Origin of the sequence: Streptomyces sp. NPDC046465 (assembly GCF_040646035.1) — a bacterium.
Classification (GTDB): domain Bacteria; phylum Actinomycetota; class Actinomycetes; order Streptomycetales; family Streptomycetaceae; genus Streptomyces.
Genome location: NZ_JBEYZK010000023.1, coordinates 111,996 through 137,060, shown reverse-complemented (window position 1 = coordinate 137,060; position 25,065 = coordinate 111,996). Strand labels below are relative to the sequence as shown.

The following is a 25,065-nucleotide window of genomic DNA, read 5'->3' as shown; positions in this document are numbered from 1 at the left end:
ACGATCGTCAGACCCGGAACCAGGAACGCGGTCTGGCGGGCCCGCTGATGCAGGTTCTCCAGCGAGAGCCTCGCGTCCTTGAGGAAGATCTGCCGATCCGCCCAGTACCGCACCCGCGTACCGCTGCGGGCCTTGGGGACCTTCTTGACCTTGCTCAGCGTGGCCGACGAGTCGAAGGCCGCCTCGGGGCCCGGCTTGGCGAAAGCACCGGGGACACCGCGCCGGAAGCTGATCGCATGGGTGTGCCCAGCACGGTCCACCTCGACGTCGAGGCGCGCGGAGAGCGCGTTCACCACGGACGCGCCCACACCGTGCAGGCCGCCGGAGGCCGCGTACGAGCCACCGCCGAACTTCCCGCCCGCGTGCAGCTTGGTCATGACGACCTCGACTCCGGAGAGGCCGGTCTTGGGCTCGACATCGACAGGGATGCCACGGCCGTTGTCCCGGACCTCCACGGAGGCGTCGTCGTGGAGGATGACCTCGATGTGGTCGCAGTGCCCGCCGAGAGCCTCGTCGACGGAGTTGTCGATGATCTCCCACAGGCAGTGCATCAGGCCGCGGCTGTCCGTCGACCCGATGTACATGCCCGGGCGCTTGCGGACGGCCTCCAGGCCCTCCAGGACGAGGAGGTGCCGCGCGGTGTAGTTGGAACCGTCCCGATCTGCTCCTGTCAGCAATGCTGTGGACGGCACGGACGTCTCGGCGGTCACGCGGTTCGCTCCTCGCTGAATTTCAAGGGGGGTCCTTTGGGGTAAGGACGCGGCTTCGGTTACCGCTCAGAGGGTACCGAGGCCTGGTAGAGCCGTTGTAGCGCCACCCTCGTCTCAACTCAGACTAGTCCACACTCGCATACGTGTTCGATCCCTCGATGGAGTGAAGCGCACGTCACGTTCCCTTCCAGGCATGAACCATTTAGGCTCCGGGCACGTCCTCATGAACAACCGGCAAGCCAGTCGGCGAGGATCTGACCTGACAGACAGCGCGAAACCGTAAGACACGTAAGAGACGCAATACGGCACATTCGCCGCCAACCGGCAACGGACAACCTCCTCGAAAAGAAACTTCGAGGAAAAGCCACGAGCGGGAACGTTTTCGGCCTGGTTGGATGTTGACCCTGGTACGACAGCTCGTCGAGCTAGAGAAGAGGCGACGTGACTACTGTTCTGACCCCCGCGAGCCCCCTGACGGCCGCTGATCGCTGCGACCGCTGCGGCGCCCAGGCATACCTGCGCGTCGTCCTGTTGAGCGGCGGTGAACTGCTCTTCTGCGCCCACCACGGCCGCAAGTTCGAGCCGGAACTCAAGAAGATCGCCGCTGAGATACAGGACGAGACGGAGCGTCTGACCGCCGTTCCCGAAAGCGCCACCGAAGAGGAACGCTGACACCTCGCATCCACGACGAGCCAGCTCCGGCACACCAGGCCGGTGAACGGGCGGTCGCCGCAGCCGACAGGCCGGGGCGACCGCCCGTTCGCGTCACAGGGCCGTCCACGGCCCTTCTGGGGCCTGCTGGGCGGCCCGCACGGACACCCAGGGGTGGGTCTGCCCGCACGGACACCCAGGGGCGGTCGGTCACCTCAGTGGTGGCCGCGCACGGCTGCCGAGGCGGCGGAGATCCGCGTGTAGACGCCGGGGCTACCGGCACGCCCACAGCCGCTCCCCCAGGACACAAGCCCGATGAGCCGCCCCCGGGCGACCAGCGGGCCGCCACTGTCTCCCTGGCAGGCGTCACGCCCGCCTTTCATCTCCCCGGCGCACAGCATGGTCCGGGCGATGTACTTCCCATCGGCACTGCCCGGGTACGCCTTCTCACACACCGCATCGGCCAGCACGCCCACACGCGCCGAGTGCAGCGTGCGGGCGTAGCTGCCCGACCCCGTGGTGTCTCCCCAGCCGTACACGGCGGCGTCCGCGCCCGTCTCGTAGGCGGGGTCCCCCGCTGCCGCCATGGGGATCGTGTAGCCCTGCGGCAGCGGCTCCGCCAGCGTCAGGGCCGCCACGTCGCCGGAGTTCGTATAGCTGTCGTACTCCGGATTCACCCAGACGTCGCGGACCGGGATCTCCACCCCCTCCGCCGAACGGAGGTCCGCACGGCCGGCGATGACCTTCAGGTCTGACATATTGCCCACGGACACTCCGAGCACGGCCTTGCTCATGCAGTGGGCCGCCGTCAGGACCGTCGAGCGCCCGACGGCCACGCCGCCGCAGAACTGCCCCGCACGCGCACTTCCGAACCGGGCGCGGCTGGAGATCGCCACCGCCCACGGACTCTCGGACACATTCACCGGGTGGCCTCCGACGATCACACTGTCGGCCGCCGCTGGTACGGGGGAGACCATCGGCAGGACGGCGCCGACCGCCAGGGCCAGCGCTCCCGTCCACGCTCGGGCGAAGGGACGACGCATACGAGCTCCTCACTCTGGGTTGCCATCGGGTACCCAGAGTGATCCAATCTCGCTCGCCGCGCACCCCACGCACGCGAAAGGCCCGAAGCCGCGTCATTGCGGACTTCGGGCCTTTCGTGGAGTGGCCTCGTGACTGCCGGTGCCTAGTCGAGGTAGTCGCGCAGGACCTGCGAACGCGACGGGTGACGCAGCTTCGACATCGTCTTCGACTCGATCTGACGGATGCGCTCACGCGTCACTCCGTAGACCTTGCCGATCTCGTCGAGAGTCTTGGGCTGCCCGTCCGTGAGGCCGAAGCGCATGGAGACCACGCCCGCCTCTCGCTCGGACAGGGTGTCCAGGACGGAGTGCAGCTGCTCCTGGAGGAGCGTGAAGCTCACCGCGTCGGCCGGCACGACCGCTTCGGAGTCCTCGATGAGGTCACCGAACTCGCTGTCGCCGTCCTCACCCAGAGGGGTGTGGAGGGAGATCGGCTCACGGCCGTACTTCTGGACCTCGATGACCTTCTCCGGGGTCATGTCGAGTTCCTTGGCCAGCTCCTCCGGAGTGGGCTCACGGCCCAGGTCCTGGAGCATCTGGCGCTGGACACGGGCCAGCTTGTTGATGACCTCGACCATGTGCACCGGGATACGGATGGTGCGGGCCTGGTCGGCCATGGCGCGGGTGATCGCCTGACGGATCCACCAGGTGGCGTACGTGGAGAACTTGTAGCCCTTGGTGTAGTCGAACTTCTCGACCGCGCGGATCAGACCGAGGTTGCCCTCCTGGATGAGGTCCAGGAAGAGCATGCCGCGGCCGGTGTAGCGCTTGGCCAGTGAGACCACCAGGCGGAGGTTGGCCTCCAGGAGGTGGTTCTTGGCGCGGCGGCCGTCCTCGGCGATGATCTCCAGCTCGCGCTTGAGCTTCGGCGCGAGCTTGTCGGCGTTGGCCAGCTTGTCCTCGGCGAACAGGCCGGCCTCGATGCGCTTGGCGAGCTCGACCTCCTGCTCGGCGTTGAGCAGCGGGACCTTGCCGATCTGCTTCAGGTAGTCCTTGACGGGGTCAGCGGTGGCGCCGGCCGCGGCGACCTGCTGGGCCGGAGCGTCGTCCTCGTCCTCATCGGACAGGACGAAGCCCTGAGCGCCCTCCTCGGCAGGCTCGCCCTCGCCGGGCTTGCCGGCGGCGGGTGCCTCCTCGGTGGCCTCTTCATCCAGGAGCTCGTCGGCGTCCTTCTTGGAGGCGGACTTCTTGGCCGCCGTCTTCTTGACGGCGGTCTTCTTTGCAACGGCCTTCTTGGCCGTCGTCTTCTTGGCTGCGACCTTCTTCGCGGGCGTGTCCTCGGCGGAGCCGTCCACAGTCGGCGCCTCAGTGGCGGCGGTGGCGGTGGGCTTAGCCGTGGCGGCCTTGGCCGCGACCGTCCTGGTCGCGGTGCGCTTGGCCGGGCTCTTCGCTGCGACGCTCTTGCGGGGGCGCTTAGGCTCCGCGGCACTGACCATCAGCGTCACACCCTCTTCCTCGAGGATCTGGTTGAGGCTGCGCAGAACGTTCTTCCACTGAGTGGCCGGAATCTGGTCAGCTTCGAAGGCACGACGCACGTCATCGCCGGCGATCTGCCCATCAGCCTTTCCCCGCTCGATGAGCGCCATGACAGAGACGGATTCGGCGATCTCCGGCGGGAGCGTACGGGATGTGCTGGCCGACACGAACAACCTCTCGGAACGTTGGAAAACGGCTTCCGGCCCCGTCCATTGTGGACCGGAGCCGACGACCGGCGGCAGGGGATTGGGCCGACGGCGCGGGCGGGGCCTGGGAGCTGGACAGCGCCGCGAACGACGTCTGTATTCCCTCCTCGGCTATCACCTCTTAGGTCATCGCGCTGTTCCTTGGAGCGTTACGCCCAATCTACGTGGCCCGAGTCACACCCCGTAAGTGCTCAAAAACATCCAGACACTGCCATAAGCGACCTATACGCATGCACGAATGATCCCCCGATGCCCTGCAAAGAAACCCCCCACGATCGTGTCGCCGGACCCCGCCGGGCTCTTGAGGAGCCCGCGGAGATCCGGCGACACAGGGAGCGGTGACGGAGCCGTCGACGGCGTACGGATGGGCGTACGCGACGGCTCAGCGCTGCCGCGAGGCGCGCGCACGACCGCGGCGTCGGCGTGGCCGCGCGGTCAGTGCTCGCGCGGGGCGGGCACGACGCGCTCCACCTCGGGGTGGACGGTGAGCAGCTGCCGCATGGCGGCCTCGGCGCCGGCTCCGTCGCCCGCGGCGAGGGCGTCGACGACGCGGGAGTGGTGGACCAGGGAGGCCTCGGTGGGGCGGTCACAGCCGGTGGTCGGCCCGCCCGAGACCTGCAGGGCGGCCGAGACGATGCCGGAGAGGTGCTCCAGCATGCGGTTGCCCGCGACCTGGATGAGCAGCGAGTGGAACTCCGCGTCGGCGCGGGAGAAGGTGATCGCGTCTCCCTGGGCCAGCGCGTGCCCCATGATCTCCACCATGTCGGCGAGACGCTGCTGCACCTCCTCGCGACCGTGCCCGGCGGCGAGGCGGGCGGCGAGGGGCTCGATCATCCACCGCAGCTCGCCGAGTTCGCGCCGCTGGTGGTCGCGCTGCGGTCCGAAGGCCCGCCATTCGATGATGTCGGGGTCGAGCAGGTTCCAGTCGCTGACGGGCCGCACGCGCGTGCCGACGTTGGGCCGGGCACTGACGAGGCCCTTGGCCTCGAGCACGCGCAGGGACTCGCGGACGACGGTGCGGGAGACCTCGAAGCGCTGGCCGATCTCTTCGGGTACGAGCGGGCGGTCGGCGCCGAGGTCACCGGAGACGATCATCTGGCCCAGCTGCTGGACGAGTTGGCCGTGCAGTCCGCGGCCGCGATTTCCGGCGGTGCGCCGACCCACCCGCCCCAGTTCCTGGTCGGCGCCGTCCCACACGGGCGGGACGAGGCGCTCGCCGCCGGAGGACTCGGCGAAGGGGTATCGGTCGAGGTCGCCCGGGCCGGCGAGACCGGAGTCGGCGGAGCGGGCGGTGGTCATCATGGTGTGCGCAAGGGTACTCACGGATCAGTTGTCGGCTCTGCTTCCAACTCCCTTGAGGTCTTTGGTGAAAAGCACACGAAAGGGTGATCGCTTACCCCGCCGCAATTGACGCCTTATCGGAAAGAAATGGACGTCATCCAGGGGCTTGCGCACAGCCCGGCGCTGGAAGACGGCGGACGGTCGTCATCGGACCCTGGTGCGCATCGCCGTGAGCAGATATGCGCAGAGCAGAGCGGTCAAGGACAACATCAGTGCAGTGCCCACAGGTTGAGCGATCATGCGTACCCCCGCCGCCAAGTACCGCTCGGCACCGAACGGCCACTGCACCAGAGCGAGGTCCCGAAGCCGCCCCGGAAGCCCGGCAGCCGATCGCACGGACGGCCCCGCGACGGCCTTCTGTACGAGCGGTACGACGACGATCGGCACCGCGAGCACGGCAGCGAGCCCTGCAGTCGTGGACCGGAAGACACCAGCGGCCAGCACTCCGGCCCAGGCGCATCCCGTCACCAGAGCTGCCCAACTGGTGCTCAGGGAAAGCCAGTCAGCGGGAACTTTCGTGAGCTCGTCTCCGTATACAAGGTGGAGCAGCAAGGCGTCGGAGGCCACCGCGAGGGTTCCCAGGAGCAGCGCCGTGGCGGCCGCGACGAGCAGTTTTGCGCCAAGCATCCCAAGACGGCGCGGCACGGTGCCCCGGTCCGCGGCGAGTGCGGGGTGGCGGAATTCGTCGCCGAAGGCGAGGGCCCCCAGCAGCCCTGCGCCAAGAGCCGCGGGCGGCAGCGGAAGTTCGCCGGGCCAGGCGGAGAGAAGGCGCTGCTGCGACGTGTGCCCCGCCCGCGCCAGGAAAACGCAGAGCAGAGCGGAGGTGGCGAGCACGAAGGCGAGGGTGAGATATCCGGTGCCGACGCCCGTCAGACGGCGCACCTCGTAGCGCAAGGGGCGCAGGGGGCTGCGGCTGGGGCGGACGGTGATGGGCGGGGGCAGGGAGGACAGCGCGTCGCGGGGAGCGGGCGCGCCCGGAGAGGGTGCGGTTGAGAGAGCGGTGAGGTACGTGGCGCCGCTGTTGAACGGAACAGTGTCGTCGGCCTCAAGCGGGGGCAGGGGGGCTGCGCCGGTCGATGGGGGCAGCAGCTCCTCGGCTCGGGCCTGAGCTTCGGCTACGGCATCGGCTTGAGCCTGAGCTTCGGCTTGGGCCTGAGCCTCGGCCTCGGCTTCGGTAGTGGATCTCGTAGAGAGCTCGGCCGGGTCTGCAGCAGGGAGCTCGCGAGGGGCTCCGCCGGAGGTCGCGGCCAGCCGTTGTGTGACCTCGGCCGGGTCGCCCTCCGTGGTTGCGGCGGGGACAGCGGTCGGGATGGGGGCGGCAGGGGCGGAGGGGGGAGGGACGGGGGCGGGGGCGGGGACGTCGCACGGGTGGGGTTGGGTCTGTGTCGCAGAACCGGCCGAGGGTCCGAGCAGCACCGCGGACAGCGACTGCTTCAGCGGACCCGTATCTCCGACCTCGTCGGCGAGTTGGTGGACGAGGATGCCGTGCCGGTACGCGGTCTCCCCCACGTCGGCGCAGTTGCTTCCGTATACGGACAGCCTGTTGCCGCCCTCCTTGACCACCTCGATGGAGCGCTGCCTCGCGCGGGCCTCTTTGGTGAGGAGCGCGGCGAGGCGGGCGGCGTACGGGCTCTGGACGGCGACGCGGGGGCGGAGCCTGGTCCGCGCGAAGTCCGTGGCCTCCTGGTCGGCGACGAGCCGCCCCGCCTCCAGAGTGACGACGCGGTCGGCGGCCCGGGCAGCCTCCTTGGGGTCGTCCGTGGTGAACAGGACGGTTCCCCCCTGACCGGCGTGGGCACGCAGAATTCCGTGCAGCCATGCGCCTTCCCGGACCGAGAGTCCGTCGCCCGGCCCGTCCAGGATGAGGGTGTGCGGGTCGGCGAGCAGCGCGCAGGCCAGCCCCAGGCGACGGTCCATGCCGCGCGAGAGGGTGCCGAGGCGCTGGTCCCGGAGGCTGACGAGGCCGACGACTTCCAGGACGTCGTCGGCGCGCTGAACGGGCACTCCCGCGGCCGCGCACAGCATGCGCAGATGACCGCGGACCGAGCGCGCCGGATGCCCCGGGACCTCGCCCAGAAGAGCGCCCACCTCACGCGCCGGGTGCGCGATGCGGTGCAGGGGGCGGCCTCTGAAATAGGTGATTCCGCGGCCCTGTTGGAGTTCGAGCATCAGCCGCAACGCCGTGGTCGTATCGGCGGTGTCGACGCCGAGCAGCGCCGTGACACGGCCGGTGCGTGCCTCGAAGGACACGTCGTCCACGGCGGGCGGGAGCTCCTGGCGGGGATTGCTGGTCAGTCCGATGGCCTGGATCATCGCTTCTCTCGCAGGATGTGCGACCGCGCGGCGGCCGGGGCCCATCCGCCGATTCGGGGACGGACGAACCCCGCGGGTACAGCAGCAAGATAACGCGATATTTACGGCTTTTCGGTCAGGGTGCGGGCGCGGCGGCCTGGCCCTCCGATACCTGCCGGACAGTTCGCCCCCAGCGGGGCCGCTCGGTGGCAGGGCGCGCGACCGTCAGACCTCGGGGCGCAGCATCGGCGGGTTGAGAAGCGTCGCGCCGCCCGCGCGGAAGAGCTGGGCGGGGCGGCCGCCCTGTCGGGTGGTCGTTCCGCCGGTGGGCACGAGGAAGCCCGGGGTGCCCGTGACCTTGCGGTGGAAGTTGCGCGGATCGAGGACGACGCCCCAGACAGCCTCGTACACCCGTCGCAGCTCACCGACGGTGAACTCGGGCGGGCAGAAAGCTGTCGCGAGCGAGGAGTACTCGATCTTGGACCGGGCGCGCTCCACACCGTCCGCGAGGATCTGGGCGTGATCGAAGGCGAGCGGTGCCGCCTGCTCGTCCTCGCGGCCGAATCCCCCCTGCCTGAGCAGAGCCTCGACCGGCGCCCAGCGCGCGCTGTGCGCGTCGCCGCCGGGCCGGGGCGCGGGGAGGTCCGGGGCGAGCGCGAGGTGAGCAACGCTCACGACGCGCATGCGCGGATCGCGCTTCGGGTCCCCATAGGTCGCGAGCTGTTCGAGGTGCGCTCCATTGGCCTGGGCCGGAGCGCTGGGGTCGTGGGCACACAGGCCCGTCTCCTCGATCAGCTCACGCGCGGCCGCAGCCGAGAGATCCTCATCGGCTCGTACGAAGCCTCCAGGGAGCGCCCAACGCCCCTGGAACGGCTGCTCGCCACGCCGCACGGCCAGCGCGCAGAGCGCGTGACGGCGCACGGTCAGCACGACCAGGTCGACGGTGACTGCGAAGGGCGGGAAGGCCGACGGGTCGTAGGGCGACATGCCGCGATCATAGTCGTCTGCCTGACGATAAACACCTCCTTCGCCCATTGCTTCCCAGTTCGAGGACCCCGGCGGCCCGTGGGCTCCGCCGAGTCGAGGAGTCAGTGCACCGGCCCGTCCACCGGTCCTCCCGGAGCAGCGAGGTCACACTCCCAACTGCAGCCCCTCAGCTGCCTCCTCGACCATGGCGAGGCCGAGTCGGCTCAGGCGTACGGAGAACGGGGCGCCCGCGACATTCAGTGCGCTCAGTCCCAGCTCCCCCAGGGGAGCGCTGTGGACCGGGCTCAGGGTCACCGTGCCGCTCGGCGCGTCGGGCCGGATTCCGGCGAGCGCCACGAGCACGTGCACTCCGGCGGCCGCGGCGGTGGCCGCCGGGCGGCAGGCGGCCGGGTGCGGCAGCGGAGTCCCGCCCTCGGTGCGCTGCTCCCCCGCGTACATCTCCGGCAGGCGGTGGCCGAAGAACTCGGCTGCCGAGAGCATGCCGCGCAGCAGCGAATTTGCCTCCTTCTCGTAACCCGCCGCGGCCAGTCCCGCGACGGCGACCGCCGTCTCCTGCACCCGGACCGCTCCGCCCCGGTGCCCGAAGGGGTTGTACATGGGCTCCTTCGCGCCCAGGCTGCGGAGCCCCCAGCCGGAGTCCATGGCGGGGCCCCCGAGCAGCCGGGCGAGCTGCTCGGTCCGCACTTTGTCGAGCAGCCCGGGGGCGAGCACGCCCGACCCGAGCAGGCCGGTGTCCAGAAGGTGGGCCGCGCCTCCCGTGAGGTGCGGAACGGGCCTCCCGTCGGCCAGGCGGGCAGCGGCCGGTCTGCCGCCCGCTCTGTCGTCCACCCAGAACTCCTCCCGGAACGCGGTCCGCAGCCGCGCCGCCCACTGCCGCAGACCGGCGGCGTCCGCGCGGCCGTGCGCGTCGAGCAGGTCGGCGCCGAGCAGTGCGGCTCTATGCGCGTGCGCCTGGATCTCGCTGCGCGCGAGGCTGCCGGTCGGGCGGATGTCTTGGGGGGCGAAACCACCCTGGGTCTCGGGTCTGGTCTGGGATACGGGTCTGGCCTGGTGCGCGGGTACGGGCCGGTGCGCGGGTACGGGCTGGTGCGCGCCGGGGTGGGTGTCAGGCAGGAACACGCCGTCTCCCACCGCGGTCCGCAGCCACCGAAGGCACCGCTCTGCCGCCGGCAGCAGCTCCTCGACCTCTTGTGCGGGCAGCCCCCAGCGCCACGCTTCGGCGAGGAGCACCGGGAAGAGCAGGGTCGCCTCGGTGCCCGTACAGCCGGGTGGCAAGTGGGGGCCCGCGTCCCTCAACGGCCCCGGGATCATGCCCGACCGGTGTCCAGCTCCCGTGAGTTGGCTGCGGGCCAGGGTGCGCAGCGTCCCTGCGGCGAGCCGCGTGCCCAGGGGCAGGGCCATCCGGGCGGCGGCGAGCGCCTCGGCCGGCGCGAGACCACAGCGCCACGGTGCCCCTGCGGCCGGATACATGTCGGCCGGATGCTCGGCGTCGCGCAGCAGCAACGCCTGCAGGTCCTCCACTGACCGGTCGAGAAGTGGCTGGACCCTGGGGTCGTCGCCGACCGCCCGAGCTCCGCCGAAGAACCGCATCCCGCCGTGGTTCGCCGCGCGGACCGGCCCGGCGCCATCGGCCCGTACCCGTAGCTCCACGCTCCGGGAGCCGCCCGGCGGCAGGTCCATTTCCCACCGCAGCAGTCCGGCGGAGGCCATGGCGTCGTGGGGGGCGGGGTCGGCCGTGACCACGCAGTGGGCCGTGGCCGAGGACCACCGCATGCCGGAGTCGTACACGCTGGCGGGCAGTTCGGGGCCGGCCCTGCCCGAGGCGACCGCGCCCACCTCGGCGAGATCCGTGCCGAGCGAGATCTCGACGGGCAGCCGGAGAGGTCGCCCGGACGAGCTGTGCAAGGTGATCCGCTCCGTGCCGTCCGCGTACCGGAGCCGTTCGATGACGAGTTCCGGGTCGGGACCGCTGTCCGTCGGGAGGCGCAGCGTCGCGACGAACCGGGCGCTGTCCGCCGACAGCATGCGGGCCTGTACGGCGACGGGGTCCCGCCCCGCCACACGCACCTGGCAGCGGGACAGAGTCCGGCGTCCCGCGCGGTAGAAGCCTTCCAGACCTTGGCCGGTCAGTTGCCCCTGGTCCGTCGAGATCGCGAGGGCCGGCAGGGCGACGCAGGTCAGCACGGCGTGCGCGGGCGGGAGTTCGGCGGGGCGGCGCGGTACCGGGGTCGGCGTCCGGGCCGGGACGCCGGGCAGGGGCGTGCGGGTCCGCACGGCCCGCCGGGGCCCTTCTCTGTCGAAGCCGGAAGGCGGAACGGGAAGAGACATGAGGCAGCTTCTTCTGCGTTGTCTGCGCTGGGGGAAGTCGCAGGAGATGCGACGGCGCGACCCTGCTGCGGGTACCGCCACTCAGGTGAACGGGCCGACCCCGCTCCGAGTCACGCCCGCACGTCCGGAAGCCGCCCATGTGGCCCCGGTCCCGGTCTCTCCGGCGTGCCATGGCTGACCGTAGCCATGCCGCCCACGTTCTCCGGCTTGCGCACCACCAGAGCCGCGCGCTCATCGGTCGTCCCGCGCGCTGCGTCGAATGGTGCGGCGGCGGTTTTGCGGCCCGGTACCCGAACTGCCTGAGGTTCGGGTGCTTCCGAAGGTCCGAGGGCCACCGGAGGCCTGGGAGCTGCGGACTTCTTCGCCGATCGAGCGCGGGAGTCGGCGGCGGCGCCGACGGGAAGTGGCGTTTGGCGCCGCCTCTGAGTCTTCTGGGTCGCCTGACTTTTCTGCTGCACGCGTCTCTTTTTCTTTTGCAGCTTCTGTCTTCTCTGCGGCCTCTGCCTTCTCTCCAGCTCCCGTCTCTTGCGCCTTGTCTACGCCCTTTGCTTCATCTGCTTCTTCTGCTTCTCGTCGGCTCTCCTCCTCACGGTCGTCGCGCTCCCTCCGCAGGCAGCGGCGAATCGACTCCGGGTCCACGTCTTCGTTGCAGGCCTGGTTGAGGAGCAGGGCGAAGGCGTATCCGGGGTCGGCGGCCAGTGCAAGGTGCAGGGCCTCCTGGCCCTCCGCGACGTCGCCGAGCGACCAGGCGACCCAGCCCGCGAGGGACAGCGGAGCCGCCGCGTGCTCCGTGTACGCGCCGACGCAGCGCCGGGACAGGGCCCTCCAGAGGCGCAGCGCGGGCGGCGCCTCGGCGCCCTCCATCCACTCCGCCGCACGGTCACGGGTCGTCCGGACCTGGAGGCCGAGGATCAGCGCGGCCGCTTCGTCGTGCGCGATCAGCTCGTCGTCCCTGCGGTCCGTATCGAGTGTGTCGACGACCGGGGGCACCGCGGCCAGGCGCGCCATGACCCGACGGGCCAGGTCGAGCGTTTCGGCCGCGACGCCCTCGTTCTCTCCGCGCCGGTTCTCACCAAGTTGGTTTTCACCAAGTTGGTTTTCACCGTGTTGGTTCTCGGTGGTCAGGCGGTCTTCGTCGCCCCAGTCCATCTCGTTCAGCATCCTGGGGATGAGAGTGAGGCCGGCCGCGTCGAGCGCGCGCTCCTGGTCCGCAGCCGCGGCGGTCTGCCAAGGGGCGAGTCGGCCCCTGATCTCACTTTGCGTGGTGCCGGCTCGAACCCCCACATAGGTCGTCGCGGCGGCCAGGACCGAGGTGCCCGGCCTGAGCAGGGGCATGCCTTCCGGCGGGCAGCACTGGGCGTTCGGGCAGCAGTAGGTCCAGAAGCGCCCCTCGGAGATGCACACGACCTCGAACACCGGGACGTCGAGACGGCCGCACGCCGTGCGCAGCGCCTGGGCCAGCGGCCGCAGACGCTCCATTACCCTTTGCGGGGACTCCGTGCCCACAGGGTCCTGGCAGAGGAAGGCCACGACGCCGTCCGGGCGCTCTCCCCTCCTCTCGCAACCGCTCACCAGGCATTGGGCCAGTTGTTCCGCGACGCACGGCCAGTCCTCCGCGCGCCCGGGAACTCCGAGGCGCACACGGCCGCCGAACCGCCCCCGCGCCCCATGCAAGGCGATGAGCACGATGCTCTCCTCGGGCTTGAAGCCGAGCAAGTGCGGCAAGGCGTCGGCCAGTTCGGCCGGGGTGCGCAGGGTGACCGTCGGCTCGTCGAACGAATTCCTCGGACGGGCTGGGCCGTTGGGGCCGATCGGGTCGGCTGCTTCGCTGTGGTTCTTCGTCATGCGCCGACTCTCCCGCGGATCGCAGGATTCCGGTTGACCCTGTGGATAACCCCGATCAGGGGCACGCCAAGAGTTATCCACAGCCAGAGAGGGTGACTAGCCCTCCCGCCCCTCTCCGGCGCACAGTTGGTCTCGAGCAGCCCTCACCGCATTCGCCGCACCCGCCGGCCCCACCCCCACCCCGATCAACAGTTCACCGCACAAGCAGAACCGAGAGGCAGGCCGCATCGACACACCACTCAGACCCAGCACCCAACGACCGACGACCATTAATTAGGTTAGGCTAAGCTAAGGCCAACTTGGCAGTCGGAGCCAGCGGCGCGCGCGTTTCAGGGGAGGGACATCACCCATGGGCTTACCCGGCATCGGCTCCTATCCGATGCCGGACCGCACGGCCCTCCCTCGGTCGCACGGCTCCTGGAGGATCGATCCGATGCGTGCCGCGCTGCTCGTGCACGACATGCAGAACCACTTCGTCGGCGCGTTCCCGACAGGACGCTCCCCCGTGGTGGAACTCGTCGACAACGTCGCGACACTCCGGGAGCTGGCGGGGACGCTGGGCATGCCCGTCGTCTTCAGCGCGGAGCCTGCGGGGCAGGCTCCCGGCCCTGCGCTGGGCCGCACGCAGCGGCATGGTCTGCACCACGGACGGGCTGCTGCGCGGCCTGATCCTGCACAGGGAGCCGAATAACGCCTGAGCCAGGCGTGTCACATGCGGGGAACGCGCGTCGCATGCGGGGAACAGCATGTCGCATGCGGAGAGCGGCGTGTCGCAGCACAGATACGGACACCACGAGAGACGGAGATCATGACAGTACGGGCCGCGGTGGCCGGAGCGAGTGGCTATGCCGGTGGGGAGATCCTCCGCCTGTTGTCGTCACATCCGGAGGTCGAGATCGGCGCGGTGACCGCGCACAGCAGTGCGGGGCGGAGTCTCGGGGAGGTGCAGCCGCACCTGGCCGCCGTCGCGGGCCGGGTCCTGACGGAGACGTCGGCGGCGCGTCTGCGGGGCCATGACGTCGTGTTCCTCGCCCTGCCGCACGGCCAGTCCGCCGAGCTGGCCCGGCAGTTGGCGGACGACACCCTCGTCGTGGACTGCGGGGCGGATTTCCGGTTGCGCGAACCGGCCGACTGGGAGCGGTTCTACGGCACCCCGCATGCCGGAACCTGGCCCTACGGGTTGCCTGAACTGCCGGGGGCGCGGGATGGGTTGAGGGGGGCCCGCCGTATCGCCGTACCGGGGTGCTACCCGACAGCCGTGACCCTGGCGCTGTATCCGGCCTTCCTGGCGCAGCTGGTGGAACCGGAGGCCGTCGTCGTCGCCGCCAGCGGTACGTCGGGGGCGGGCCGGGTGGCCAAGCCTCATCTGGTCGGCTCCGAGGTGATGGGGTCGATGTCGCCGTACGGAGTCGGGGGCGGCCACCGGCACACGCCGGAGCTGACCCAGAACCTCTCCCAGGTCGCGGGCGAGCGCGTCTCCGTGTCCTTCACCCCGACTCTGGCGCCCATGCCCCGGGGCATCCTGGCCACCTGCTCGGCACGCCTTCGCCCCGGCCTGACGGCACATGCCGCTGAGGACGACGCACGCGCCGCGTACGAGACGGCCTACGCCGACGAGCCGTTCGTACACCTGTTGCCGCCCGGCACCTGGCCGTCCACCGCCGCCGTCCTCGGGTCCAACACCGCTCGAATACAGGTGACCGTGGACGCGGACGCCCGTCGGCTCATCTGCGTCAGCGCGATCGACAACCTGACCAAGGGCACCGCCGGTGGCGCGGTGCAGAGCATGAACGTCGCCCTCGGCCTGCCGGAAGGCATGGGCCTGCCCATGAATGGAGTGGCTCCGTGAGCGTGACCGCTGCCCGTGGATTCCTCGCGAGCGGACTGTCCGCCGGGATCAAGGGGTCCGGTGACCCGGACCTGGCGCTGGTGGTGAACAGCGGGCCGTCGGACGCGGCGGCCGCCGTGTTCACCTCGAACCGGGTGCAGGCCGCTCCCGTGCGATGGTCCCGGCGCGCGGTGGCCGACGGCTCGCTGTCCGCGGTCGTGCTCAACTCCGGCGGGGCCAACGCCTGTACGGGTCCCGCAGGTCAGGCCGATGCCCGGACGATGGCCGAGTGCACGGCGCGGGCGGTCGGCGCCGAGGCCGGCCGGATCGCGGTGTGCTCGACCGGGCTCATCGGCGTTCCGCTGCCCATGGACCGGGTGACGGCGGGCATCGACGCCGCCGCCGCACGACTGTCGGACGAGGGCGGCGAGGACGCGGCCGTGGCGATCAAAACGACCGACTCGGTGCACAAGACGGCGGTCGTGTCCGGTCCCGGCTGGACCGTGGGCGGCATGGCGAAGGGTGCGGGCATGCTCGCCCCCGGCCTCGCGACCATGCTGGTGGTGCTCACCACGGACGCCGACGTGCGCGCGTCCGAGCTCGACTCCGCGCTCAGGGAAGCGGTGCGTACCACCTTCGACCGGGTCGACTCGGACGGTTGTATGTCCACCAACGACACCGTGCTGCTGCTCGCGTCAGGGGCCTCCAGGGTTCGGCCGGATCCGGCCGCGTTCGCGGAGGCCGTGCACGGCGTGTGTCTCCATCTGGCGCAGCGGCTCATCGCGGACGCGGAAGGCGCTTCGAAGGAGATCGAGGTGCGGGTGGTCGGCGCGGCTTCGGAGCGGGATGCCGAAGAGGTGGGCAGGTCGGTGGCCCGGAACAATCTCCTCAAGTGCGCTTTGCACGGCGAGGATCCGAACTGGGGGCGGGTGCTGTCGGCGATCGGCACGACCTCCGCCGTCTTCGATCCGGACCGCCTGGATGTGGCGATCAACGGCGTCCTGGTGTGCCGGGACGGGGCGGCCGGGGAGCCCCGGGACACGGTGGACCTGTCGGAGCGTCAGGTGACCGTCACCGTCGACCTGCGTTCCGGGACGGCGGCGGCGACGATCTGGACGAACGATCTCAGCGCTGCGTACGTCCACGAGAACAGCGCGTACAGCTCGTGAACGGGGTAGGGGCAGACATGCGAACGGTCGTCGGCGGGCACGGACACGCGGACGTAGGTGTGAGTGGGGGTGCGGGAGCGAGTTCAGGTACGGGTGCGGGTACGAGTTCAGGTGCGGGTACGGGTACGGGTACGGGTACGGGTGTGAGTTTCGGTCCCTCCACCTCGAAAGCGCACGGGCCCATACCGGAGGGCCTGCTCGGCAGCGTGGTCGTCGTCAAGTTCGGCGGCAATGCCATGGTGGACGCGAGCCTGCAGCGGACGTTCGCCCGGGACGTCGTGGAGCTGTGGCAGGCGGGGCTGCGTCCAGTCGTCGTGCACGGAGGTGGGCCGCAGATCAGCGCGATGCTCGACCGCCTGGAGCTGGAAACCCGCTTCGAGGCGGGCCTGCGGGTGACCACTCCGGAGACGATGGAAGTGGTCCGCATGGTGCTGACCGGCCGCGTCCAGCGGGAATTGGTCGGCCACATCAACGCGCACGGGCCCTTCGCCGTGGGAATGACGGGCGAGGACGCGCACACGATGACGGCCGCGCGGCGGCCCGCCTGGGTGGACGGCCGACCGGTGGACATCGGTCTCGTCGGCGACGTCGTGGACGTGAACCCGAGCATGATGCGCAGCCTTCTGGAGCAGGGGCACATACCGGTGGTCTCGCCCGTGGCCCGCGGTGAGGAGGGCGAGGTCTACAACGTCAACGCCGATCTCGCGGCCTCGGCCCTGGCCGTGGCTCTCGACGCCGAACGCCTCGTCATGCTGACCGATGTGGAGGGGCTGTACGCGGACTGGCCGCACAGCACCGAGGTGATCGAGCGGCTGACGACCGACGCGCTGGACGGAATGCTGCCCGGCCTCGCGAGCGGGATGCTGCCGAAGATGGAGGGCTGCCTGCGGGCTGTGCGCGGGGGTGTGCGCAAGGCTCACGTGGTCGACGGGCGCGTTCCGCATGCGGTGTTGCGGGGTCTCCTGGACGAGACCGGGCCCGGCACGACGGTGGTTCCTTCCGGCAGCGAGGCCGACGTGCGCGTGGCTGTGGTCCCTGCGGCCGACGCGGGGCCCGAGAGTGTTGAGAGCCTGCCCCTCGCCTCTCTCTGACCCGTCCGATCCGTCCTCTGCCCCGTCCGATCCGTCCCATTGGCCCAGTCCATCCAAGGGGGGCTCCGGAACCGCGGCTGGGCCTCGCGGCGTCTCGGATTCGGAACATGGCTGATCCCTCATGACATGTTCCGGGACAGGAACACACGACTGAGGTGGGGACGGTGGGGATGGCGTCGCTCGCAGAGCTGCTCGGGGAGCTCAAGGCGCGGTCAGGTCTCAGCTATGGAGTGCTGGGCGAGCGACTTCACATGAGTTCCTCCGCGTTGCACCGGTACTGCAGCGGGGATGCGGTGCCCGCACAGTTCGCCTTGGCGGAACGGTTCGCACGGGTCTGCGGGGCGACGCGGGAGGAACTGGTGGAGGTTCACCGGCGTTGGGTCCTGGCCGATGCGGCTCGGGGGCGGAGGGCGGAGGCCGGACCTGCCGCCTCCGCTCTCCTGACGCCCGCCCCCGAAACGGAGTTGAAGCCGGAACCCGAACCGGAACCCGAGTCGAAGGCTGGGCCGGAGCTGGGATCAGAGACACGGGTGCTCTCCCTGTTCCGCAAGCGACGCACCCTCGTGCTCGCAGCCGCCGTCATCGCCGTGGTCGTCGCGATCAGCTCCGTCGTTCTCGCCGTGAACGCCAGAGGTGACGGCGGCAAGGGCAAGCACGGCCAGGGCGTGGACCCCGCCGCCTCGTCGGACCCGAGTGCCTCGTCGTCCGGCCGGTCCGGCAAGGGTGACGGCCAGGACGAACCCGAGGGCAAGGGCAAGTCCCACGGCAAGGAGTCGTCCCCCAGAGCGGGGATGCCGGGCGGTGGCCAGGGCGGGAACGGCGGTCCTTCCGGCCTGGGTTCCGAGGGGCACGAGAACTCCGGGACCTCAGAGAGGTTAGAGGGGTCAGAGGGGTCAGAGGGCTCAGGGAAAGGCAGGCAGGCGCCCGGCGCCTCGGGAGGTGGCGGCAAAGGCCCCGCGTCCGGTGGCGCGCGGCACAAGGGTCCCGGCTCGCCTCTGGCCGCACGCACCAGGCCCTACGCCGACGAGTTCGACGCCGACTGCGTGCAGAGTTTCCTGGTGAACCGCCGCGCCGGTCAGGTGCCGAAGCCGCCCATGCCGCAGGACACGCCCGCCTGGGTGGGCGAACTCGGTGCCGTCCCGGCCCGCGACCAGTACCTCCAAGTCACCCTGCAGGGCACGGGCAAGGCGCCTGTCGTCCTGGAGAAGATGAACGTACGCGTGCAGAGCCGTGGCGCGCCGCCGCCCTGGAACACCTTCCACATGAAGACCCACTGCGGCAAACCGGTGGAGACCAAGTCCTTCACCGTCGACCTGGATGCCTCGGCACCGAGGGCCACGCCCGTCGCGGGCCAGCGTGGCTTTCCGTACAAGGTCAGTGAGAGCGATCCGCTGGTCTTCTACATCACTGCGCGGGCCGAAAAGCACGATGTCCGGTGGGATCTGGAACTGCGGTGGTCCAGCGGTGGCCGACACGGGACGTTGCGCATCGACGACCAGGGCAAGCCGTTCCGTACCAGCGGCTCGGCGGGGCGCCCCGCCTACCGGTGGGGGGGTTACGACGGGTGGCTGAGGGGTCGCTACTAGAACTGAACCCCAGCCCCCTTATCGCCCCATCACCCCCTGCTCACAGACCCATCGTCAGAATCCGTGCGCCGCGCCGCGGATCGAGGGAGGCCGCCCAGGAAGCGGGCGCGCGGCGCACGGTCGTGGGGGTGAAGCCGTAGCGGAGGAACAAGTCGCCGCCGCCGGTCGTCGCCGTGAACAGCACGCCGAGCGACTGGGCGCGTGCGACGGCCAGTACGGCGCGCAGGAGTCCGCCTCCCACGCCGCGCCCCTGCCTGTGTCCGGCCACGCAGAAGTTGTAGAGAATGCCCGCGGGACCGCGGGCCTCCCCAGGTTCCGCCGGGTGCACGCGCAGGCCCACGCAGCCCTCTAGTGGGCCGCCGGGGACGTCCGCCACGAAGAAGTCTTCAGCTTGGGCGGCGTACAGCGAGGCCGGTCGTTTCCGCAGCGCGCCCGAGCGTACGAAGGGCTGGGAGAGGGCGACGAGTGCGGCGGCGTCCTCCTCGCGGGCGGAGCGCACCGTGGGCGTCCGCCCGGGGAGCGCGGGCATGAGCGGGGCAGGGCGCGGCGTAGCCGTGATCAAGGCTTACCTTCCTCGGTTCCACGGGCGAAGGACGGCTCGTCGCCGTGCCACTTCCCCGACGACCGAGCAAAGTAAGGCTAGCCTTACCTAACCGACGAGTCCAGTTGGCCCGAAGCGCCCACGCCTGAGGCGCCCGATGCGCCCGATGCGCCCGATGCGCCCGGCCGAGAAGCGGGGAGATGCGCGCCGCACGCCAGAGAGCGTCACCGCGTCACGGCGTCACACGTCACGACGTCGAGGCGTCGCGGCAAAGAGAAAGGCAAGAGGGAGTTCCCACCTCTTGCCACTCTCAACTTATAGCTCACTGGGGGGCTTGCGGCAAGGCCCCGGTCGTACCGCACAATCACTGGCCTCGGATCGGAGCTGATGACGTGAACCCCCAGGCCACCAGTGCTTTCAACCTTCCCGCCAACCTCTCGGCCAAGGCCGACACCGCGTTGATCGACGCGGACGACCGGCACTTCGCGGCCATCGCGGAGAGCCTCGACCAGACCATCACCGAACTCTCCGGCCGTCTCGACGACTTGCGCAAGGCTCCCGGCGGCATCGGCCGCGAGGCGATGGACCGGGACTCGGAGATCCACCGGGTGAGCGGCCGTCTGCGGGCGCTGCGCCGCTTCGGCCTCGACCTGTGCCTGGGACGCGTCGTCACCGCGGATAACGTCACGGATGACGTCACGGACGGCACCGAGCCGCTGTATATCGGGCGCCTCGGCCTCACCGACAGCGAGGGCCGTCGGCTCCTGGTCGACTGGCGCTCCCCCGCCGCCGAGCCGTTCTTCGCGGCGACCCACGCCAATCCGATGGGGCTTGCGAGCCGCCGTAGGTACCGCTGGACCGGCGGCCGGATCAGCGACTACTGGGACGAGGTGTTCACCGCCGACGGGCTCGAACAGCACGCGGCGCTCGACGACCAGTCCGCGTTCATCGCCAGCCTGGGCGGCAACCGCTCGGCCCGGATGCGCGACGTGCTCGGCACGATCCAGGCCGACCAGGACGCCATCATCCGTGCGGGTTCGCGTGGCGCCCTCGTCGTCGACGGTGGTCCGGGCACGGGCAAGACCGTGGTCGCGCTGCACCGTTCCGCCTACCTCCTCTACTCCGACCCGCGCCTCGGCCACCGCCGCGGCGGCGTGCTCTTCGTCGGCCCGCACGAGCCTTACCTGGGCTATGTCGCCGACGTCCTGCCCAGCCTCGGGGAGGAGGGCGTGCAGACCTGCACCCTGCGGGACCTCGTCACCGAGGGCGCGGCGGCGGCGCCCGAGACCGATCCGGACGTGGCCCGCCTCAAGTCGTCCGCGGACATGGTGAAGGCGATCGAGAAGGCCGTCCTGTTCTACGAGGAGCCGCCCACCGCGGCCATGACGGCCACGACGGCCTGGTCCGACGTCCGGGTGAGCGCCGGTGACTGGGCCGAGGCGTTCCGGGCGCCCGGTCCGGGCACCGCGCACAACGAGGCGCGCGAACAGATCTGGGAGGAACTGGCCACGATCCTGATGGACAAGCTGGGCATGGACGAGGGGGAGGACGGCGTCTCGGCGGACATGTTCCTCCGGTCGCTGCGCCAGGACAGGGAACTGGTCACGACCCTGCATCGCGCGTGGCCGCTGCTCGAGGCCGCCGACGTGGTCTCCGACCTGTGGACGGTCCCCGCCTATCTGCGGATGTGCGCGCCCTGGCTCGGCCGGGACGACATGGCGAAGCTGCGGCGCAAGGACGCCCCGCAGGCCTGGACGGTCTCCGACCTCCCGCTGCTCGACGCGGCGCGGCAGCGGCTCGGCGACCCGGAGGCGGCGCGGCTGAGACGCCGCCAGGCCGTCGCGGTCGCCGCCGAACGCGAACGCATGTCGCTCGTCATCGACGACATCATCTCGGCGGCCGACTTCAACTCCGCCGGTGACGACAGCGAGGGCGCGGTGCGGATGCTGCGCGGAAAGGATCTGCAGGACAGCCTGATCGACGAGAGTGCGCTGCCCACCGCCGACCCGGACCGCCTCGCGGGGCCGTTCGCGCACGTCGTCGTGGACGAGGCCCAGGAACTGACCGATGCCGAATGGCAGATGCTGCTGCTGCGCTGCCCCTCGCGGAGTTTCACCATCGTCGGGGACCGCGCCCAGGCGCGGCACGGGTTCTCCGAGTCGTGGGAGGAACGACTGCGGCGGGCCGGCGTCGACCGGATCAAGCTGGCCTCCCTCAGCATCAACTACCGCACGCCGGAAGAGGTCATGGCGGAGGCCGAGCCGGTCATCCGGGCCGCGCTCCCCGACGCCAACGTGCCCACGTCCATCCGCAGCAGCGGCATTCCGGTCGTCCACGGGCCGGTGACGGAGCTGGACGCGGTCCTCGACGCGTGGCTCGGCGAGCACGCCGAAGGGGTCGCCTGCGTCATCGGCGATCCCACGTTCCGGGCGAGGCCGCGGGTGCGGTCGCTGACTCCGGAGCTGTCGAAGGGGCTCGAGTTCGACCTGGTCGTCCTCGTCGACCCGGAGGCGTTCGGCGAGGGCATCGAGGGCGCGGTCGACCGCTATGTCGCGATGACCAGGGCGACCCAGCGACTCGTCGTCCTCACAAGTTCCTGACCACAAGTCCCTGACCACCAGTTCCTGACCACAAGTTCCTGACTGCAAGTCCCTGACTGCAAGTCCCTGACTGCAAGTCCCTGACCACAAGTTCCTGACCGCTCATCCGTCCGCCGGTATCCGTCCGCCGACATACGTCCTCGCCACCTCGATGTCGCCGATGCGGGACGGGTCGACGCGGCGGGGGTCGTCGCCGAGCACGACGAGGTCGGCGAGCTTGCCCGGGGTGAGGGTGCCGAGGGTGTCCTCCCAGTGGCAGGCGTAGGCACCGGCGACGGTGTAGGCGTGCAGGGCCTCGTCGACGGTGACGCCCTCGTGCGGGCCGATCACCCGGCCTGACCCGGAGGCGCGCTCGACCATGAACTGGATGGCCCGCAGCGGGGATCCGTCCGCGACCGGGCGGTCGGAGCTGCCGACGAGGGGGATGCCGTGATCCAGGAACGCCCTGCCGCGGTAGAGCCACGGGGCCCGCTCCTCGCCCATGATCGCCGCGTAGTCGTCGCCGTAGAAGCGCAGAAAGCTGGGTTGGACGACCGCGCTGACGCCGAGCCGCGCGAGGCGCGGGAGCTGGTCGGGGCGGATCAGGCCCGCGTGCTCGATGCGGTGCCGGGCACCAGGGCGGAGCCGCAGGCGCTGGGCGCGTTCCAGGGCGTCAAGGGCGAGGTCGACCGCGCGGTCGCCGATCGCGTGGACGGCGAGCTGCCAGCCCGCGAGGTGGCCGTCGACGATCGTGGCCGCGAGCGCGTCCGGGTCGTCCTGCAGTTGGCCCGCGTGGCTCAGACCTTCGTACGGGCTGCTGAGCGCGGCGGTACGGGCCATCATCCCGCCGTCCGTGTAGATCTTCAGCGCGCCCACGGAGAGCCGGTCGTCGCCGAATCCGGTGCGCAGGCCGAGGTCGAGGGCGCGGGGAATGCCGTCGGCCTCGTGCGCGACGGCCGGGCGCAGCCGGTCGGCGGAGACCATGAGCTGCACGCGCAGCGGCAACAGGTCTTCCTCGCGGGCGCGTTGGTAGGCGCCCAGTTCCACCGGGCTGTGGCCGAACAGGATGCCGCCGATGCCCGCCTCCGCGCAGGCGGTGATGCCCTCGGCCAGGCAGGTGCGGGCGGCGCGCCCGATCGCTTCGGCCAGCTCGTGCTGGGAGTACGGCAGGCGCAGCGCGCGGGCGGCGCCCATGGCGCCCTCGGCGAGGAAGCCGTTCTCGTGGGGGACGCCGTCGGGAAGCAGGTCGAGGACGGCGGAGTTCACGACGCAGCCGTGGCCGGACTCGTGCAGCACGTACACCTTGCGGCCGTTGCTGACGGTGTCGAGTTCGGCGGCGGTCAGATGGCGGCCGAGGGCCCGCTGGTCGTATCCGGCGATGTCCACCCAGGAGCCGGGCGTCCCCTCGTCCGCGGCGGCCGCCGCCACGACGGCCAGCACGTCGTCGAGCCGCGTGCGGCCCGCGATGCTCACGGTGTTCTGCTTGAGCCCGGTCCAGGCCAGGTGCACATGGGCGTCGATGAACCCGGGCAGCACGGTGGCGCCCTGGAGGTCGACGACCTCCCGTGCGGGCAGGGAGGTCACGGCCTCGTCGAGGCCCACGATCCGGCCCCGCCAGATGCCCAGGTCGTGGGCGACGGGGTGGGCCGGATCCATGGTGAGGAAGCGGGCGTTCGTCAGTCTGGCGCAGAGCATCGGCGGTGTCCCTCCGCGGTGTGGAACACGTCCGGGGCGGGCGGTGCCCGCGGGGCCCGGTTTCGCGGGTGGGTCAGCCGTCCACGGATACGGCGAGGGACCGGGGGCGCAGGTCGGTCCAGTTGGTCTCGATGTACTCCAGGCAGGCGTCCCGGGTGTTCTCCGCGAAGGCGGTCGTCCAGCCGCCGGGCACCTCGGCGAAGGACGGCCAGAGCGAGTGCTGCCCTTCGTCGTTCACCAGGACCAGGAAACGGCCTTCGGGGTCGTCGAAGGGGTTGGTGCTCATGTGTCGGTGCCTCCTTGGCCGCGACGGGCGCGACGGACGCTGAACGCGGGCCGCGTCAGGGCCCGTTCAGACGGTGGAACGGGACGGTGGAACGGGATGGAAGAGAAGAGCCGAATTAGGTTAGGCTCCCCTAAATTAATGCGAGCTTAGCCTCTCCCCCTTCCCTCTCACAAGGAGACGTTCATGCGCACGGAGAACGCCTCCGACGCCTTTACCGCGTACGGACTGCCCGGCGAACCCGGCACCGACGCGTTCTGGGCGGCGGCCCGTACCCCCGCCTCCGTCCCCGTCGACGGCGGCTGGACGACCTTGTTCCTGTGGCGCGGTTCGCAGCCGAGCATCGGCTTCGAGAGCTGGTCGGAACCGGTGCCCCTGCGCCGGTGGGGCGACACGGACTGCTGGTACGCCGAGGTGCCCATGCCCGCGCGGCTGCGCGTGACCTACCAGTTCCTCGTGGACGGCGAGCCCTGCGCCGATCCGCTCAACCCGGCCGGCGCGGGCGGCGACCGGTCCATCGCCGCGACGCCGGACGCCCCGGCCCAGCCGCACTGGCCCCTCGTCGGCGCCGACGACATCCTGCCCGTCCCGCGCACCCGGATCCGCTGGGCCAGTGAACGGCTCGGCGGACGGCGCACCGTGCGGGTCCACCCGGTGGGCGGCGGCGGGCCGTTGGTCCTGCTGCTCGACGGCGACGACTGGCTGTATCTGCACCCTGCCGTGACCGCGTTCGACGCGGCCCACGCGAGTGGCGAGATGCCCGCCGTCACCCTCGTCTTCCTGCCGTCCAAGGACCGGTTGGCCGAGTTCGGGTGCGGGCCTGCGCTGTGGGAGGCCGTCCGGGACGAACTGCTGCCGCTGGTGGCGGAGTGCGGCGTGCCGGTCGACGCGGGCCGCCTCGTGGTCGCCGGGCAGAGCCTCGGCGGGCTGAGCGCGATGTACGCGGCGCTGCACTTCCCCGGCCTGGTGTCCCGCGTCGCCTGCCAGTCGCCGTCGTTCTGGTGGACGCCGGACGCCATGAGCGGTCCTGACCCGCTGGGCGGCCCGGTCGGGGGCGCGATCGCGGCGCTCCTGCGGGAGCGCCCCGACCTGTCGGGGCTGCGGATCGCGTTCGACGTCGGGGAGCACGAGACGCGGATGCTGCCGCACTGCGAGCTGACCGAGGAGCTGACACGGCAGGCCGGTGCGACCGTACGGGTCTCGCGGTCGGCGGCGGGCCACGACCGGGCGGGCTGGCGAGAGCCCCTGCTCAGGGACGTCGCCTGGGCGCTCGGCTCCGCGCAGGAGTAGCCCTACCGCCGCGCGGGAGTAGCGGGAGTAGCCCTACCGCCGCTCGGGAGTAGCGGGGGTAGCCCTACCGCCGCGCGGGAGTAGC

19 protein-coding genes are annotated in these 25,065 nt (G+C 70.9%); 8 read left to right on the top strand and 11 right to left on the bottom strand.

All coding sequences use genetic code 11. The features are described 5' to 3' along the window. Positions 1–710, bottom strand: a 710-nt coding sequence (locus ABZ953_RS31195; RefSeq protein WP_361730804.1) for an ATP-binding protein, incomplete at its 3' end; no start/stop codon positions are given. Between the two features lie 441 nt (positions 711–1,151). On the opposite strand from ABZ953_RS31195, the gene ABZ953_RS31190 reads away from it, so the two are divergent. Further along, positions 1,152–1,382, top strand: a complete 231-nt coding sequence (locus ABZ953_RS31190; protein WP_055544920.1) for a hypothetical protein — start codon at positions 1,152–1,154, stop codon at positions 1,380–1,382. 194 nt (positions 1,383–1,576) lie between these two features. Here the strand turns inward: ABZ953_RS31190 and ABZ953_RS31185 are convergent, their stop codons facing one another. The 7 genes from ABZ953_RS31185 to ABZ953_RS31155 all read right to left on the bottom strand — a co-directional run bounded on the left by ABZ953_RS31185 (position 1,577) and on the right by ABZ953_RS31155 (position 12,918). After that, positions 1,577–2,404 carry a serine protease gene (locus tag ABZ953_RS31185; protein WP_361730801.1) on the bottom strand — a complete coding sequence of 276 codons (828 nt, stop codon included), beginning with the start codon at positions 2,402–2,404 and terminating at the stop codon, positions 1,577–1,579. Between the two features lie 143 nt (positions 2,405–2,547). Further along, positions 2,548–4,092 carry an RNA polymerase sigma factor gene (locus ABZ953_RS31180; protein WP_361730798.1) on the bottom strand — a complete coding sequence of 515 codons (1,545 nt, stop codon included), beginning with the start codon at positions 4,090–4,092 and terminating at the stop codon, positions 2,548–2,550. Between the two features lie 468 nt (positions 4,093–4,560). Beyond that, positions 4,561–5,448, bottom strand: coding sequence for an FCD domain-containing protein (locus ABZ953_RS31175; RefSeq protein WP_361730796.1), 888 nt, complete (start codon positions 5,446–5,448; stop codon positions 4,561–4,563). A 162-nt stretch (positions 5,449–5,610) separates the two neighbouring features. Continuing rightward, positions 5,611–7,779 carry an ATP-binding cassette domain-containing protein gene (locus ABZ953_RS31170; protein WP_361730793.1) on the bottom strand — a complete coding sequence of 723 codons (2,169 nt, stop codon included), beginning with the start codon at positions 7,777–7,779 and terminating at the stop codon, positions 5,611–5,613. 204 nt (positions 7,780–7,983) lie between these two features. After that, positions 7,984–8,745, bottom strand: coding sequence for an NUDIX domain-containing protein (locus ABZ953_RS31165; RefSeq protein ID WP_361730790.1), 762 nt, complete (start codon positions 8,743–8,745; stop codon positions 7,984–7,986). A 144-nt stretch (positions 8,746–8,889) separates the two neighbouring features. Beyond that, the gene (locus ABZ953_RS31160; RefSeq protein WP_361730788.1) at positions 8,890–11,073 is read right to left on the bottom strand and encodes a glycogen debranching N-terminal domain-containing protein; all 2,184 of its coding nucleotides are present in this window, start codon (positions 11,071–11,073) and stop codon (positions 8,890–8,892) included. 231 nt (positions 11,074–11,304) lie between these two features. Further along, positions 11,305–12,918: a DUF4192 domain-containing protein gene (locus tag ABZ953_RS31155; RefSeq protein ID WP_361730786.1), complete on the bottom strand. Its 1,614-nt coding sequence runs from the start codon at positions 12,916–12,918 to the stop codon at positions 11,305–11,307. Between the two features lie 349 nt (positions 12,919–13,267). On the opposite strand from ABZ953_RS31155, the gene ABZ953_RS31150 reads away from it, so the two are divergent. The 5 genes from ABZ953_RS31150 to ABZ953_RS31130 all read left to right on the top strand — a co-directional run bounded on the left by ABZ953_RS31150 (position 13,268) and on the right by ABZ953_RS31130 (position 18,592). Further along, positions 13,268–13,609, top strand: coding sequence for an isochorismatase family protein (locus ABZ953_RS31150; RefSeq protein ID WP_361730783.1), 342 nt, complete (start codon positions 13,268–13,270; stop codon positions 13,607–13,609). A gap of 117 nt (positions 13,610–13,726) precedes the next feature. Next, a complete protein-coding gene (gene argC, locus ABZ953_RS31145; RefSeq protein WP_361730780.1) occupies positions 13,727–14,767 on the top strand; it encodes an N-acetyl-gamma-glutamyl-phosphate reductase in 1,041 nt (346 codons plus the stop codon). Beyond that, complete coding sequence (argJ, locus tag ABZ953_RS31140; protein ID WP_361730777.1) at positions 14,764–15,915, top strand: bifunctional glutamate N-acetyltransferase/amino-acid acetyltransferase ArgJ; 1,152 nt, start codon at positions 14,764–14,766, stop codon at positions 15,913–15,915. Before argC ends, argJ begins: the two co-directional genes overlap by 4 nt. A gap of 182 nt (positions 15,916–16,097) precedes the next feature. Then, positions 16,098–17,006 (top strand): acetylglutamate kinase, encoded by a 909-nt coding sequence (argB, locus tag ABZ953_RS31135; RefSeq protein ID WP_361730834.1) that lies wholly within the window; start codon positions 16,098–16,100, stop codon positions 17,004–17,006. A gap of 170 nt (positions 17,007–17,176) precedes the next feature. Continuing rightward, positions 17,177–18,592, top strand: a complete 1,416-nt coding sequence (locus ABZ953_RS31130; protein ID WP_361730774.1) for a helix-turn-helix transcriptional regulator — start codon at positions 17,177–17,179, stop codon at positions 18,590–18,592. 40 nt (positions 18,593–18,632) lie between these two features. Here the strand turns inward: ABZ953_RS31130 and ABZ953_RS31125 are convergent, their stop codons facing one another. Beyond that, on the bottom strand, positions 18,633–19,121 hold the full coding sequence (locus ABZ953_RS31125) for a GNAT family N-acetyltransferase (protein WP_361730831.1): 489 nt from the start codon (positions 19,119–19,121) through the stop codon (positions 18,633–18,635). A gap of 404 nt (positions 19,122–19,525) precedes the next feature. Here ABZ953_RS31125 and helR point away from each other — a divergent pair, with 404 nt between their 5' ends. Continuing rightward, positions 19,526–21,733, top strand: a complete 2,208-nt coding sequence (gene helR, locus ABZ953_RS31120; protein WP_361730771.1) for an RNA polymerase recycling motor ATPase HelR — start codon at positions 19,526–19,528, stop codon at positions 21,731–21,733. 102 nt (positions 21,734–21,835) lie between these two features. On the opposite strand, the gene ABZ953_RS31115 is transcribed toward helR, so the two are convergent. Both ABZ953_RS31115 and ABZ953_RS31110 read right to left on the bottom strand, forming a co-directional pair. Then, on the bottom strand, positions 21,836–23,407 hold the full coding sequence (locus tag ABZ953_RS31115) for an amidohydrolase (RefSeq protein WP_361730769.1): 1,572 nt from the start codon (positions 23,405–23,407) through the stop codon (positions 21,836–21,838). A gap of 73 nt (positions 23,408–23,480) precedes the next feature. Beyond that, positions 23,481–23,693, bottom strand: a complete 213-nt coding sequence (locus ABZ953_RS31110; RefSeq protein ID WP_361730766.1) for an MbtH family protein — start codon at positions 23,691–23,693, stop codon at positions 23,481–23,483. Positions 23,694–23,876: 183 nt separating this feature from the next. On the opposite strand from ABZ953_RS31110, the gene ABZ953_RS31105 reads away from it, so the two are divergent. Beyond that, positions 23,877–24,980, top strand: coding sequence for an alpha/beta hydrolase-fold protein (locus tag ABZ953_RS31105; RefSeq protein WP_361730763.1), 1,104 nt, complete (start codon positions 23,877–23,879; stop codon positions 24,978–24,980). Positions 24,981–25,065 lie beyond the last annotated feature (85 nt).

What these genes read in the sequence shown, in the direction of transcription:
- ABZ953_RS31185 (WP_361730801.1), bottom strand. Translation starts at nt 2,404, where the DNA reads ATGCGTCGTCCCTTCGCCCGAGCGTGGACGGGAGCGCTGGCCCTGGCG.
- ABZ953_RS31170 (WP_361730793.1), bottom strand. Translation starts at nt 7,779, where the DNA reads ATGATCCAGGCCATCGGACTGACCAGCAATCCCCGCCAGGAGCTCCCG.
- ABZ953_RS31165 (WP_361730790.1), bottom strand. Translation starts at nt 8,745, where the DNA reads ATGTCGCCCTACGACCCGTCGGCCTTCCCGCCCTTCGCAGTCACCGTC.
- ABZ953_RS31160 (WP_361730788.1), bottom strand. Translation starts at nt 11,073, where the DNA reads ATGTCTCTTCCCGTTCCGCCTTCCGGCTTCGACAGAGAAGGGCCCCGG.
- ABZ953_RS31155 (WP_361730786.1), bottom strand. Translation starts at nt 12,918, where the DNA reads ATGACGAAGAACCACAGCGAAGCAGCCGACCCGATCGGCCCCAACGGC.
- ABZ953_RS31150 (WP_361730783.1), top strand. Translation starts at nt 13,268, where the DNA reads ATGGGCTTACCCGGCATCGGCTCCTATCCGATGCCGGACCGCACGGCC.
- argC (WP_361730780.1), top strand. Translation starts at nt 13,727, where the DNA reads ATGACAGTACGGGCCGCGGTGGCCGGAGCGAGTGGCTATGCCGGTGGG.
- ABZ953_RS31130 (WP_361730774.1), top strand. Translation starts at nt 17,177, where the DNA reads ATGGCGTCGCTCGCAGAGCTGCTCGGGGAGCTCAAGGCGCGGTCAGGT.
- ABZ953_RS31125 (WP_361730831.1), bottom strand. Translation starts at nt 19,121, where the DNA reads ATGCCCGCGCTCCCCGGGCGGACGCCCACGGTGCGCTCCGCCCGCGAG.
- ABZ953_RS31115 (WP_361730769.1), bottom strand. Translation starts at nt 23,407, where the DNA reads ATGCTCTGCGCCAGACTGACGAACGCCCGCTTCCTCACCATGGATCCG.
- ABZ953_RS31110 (WP_361730766.1), bottom strand. Translation starts at nt 23,693, where the DNA reads ATGAGCACCAACCCCTTCGACGACCCCGAAGGCCGTTTCCTGGTCCTG.
- ABZ953_RS31105 (WP_361730763.1), top strand. Translation starts at nt 23,877, where the DNA reads ATGCGCACGGAGAACGCCTCCGACGCCTTTACCGCGTACGGACTGCCC.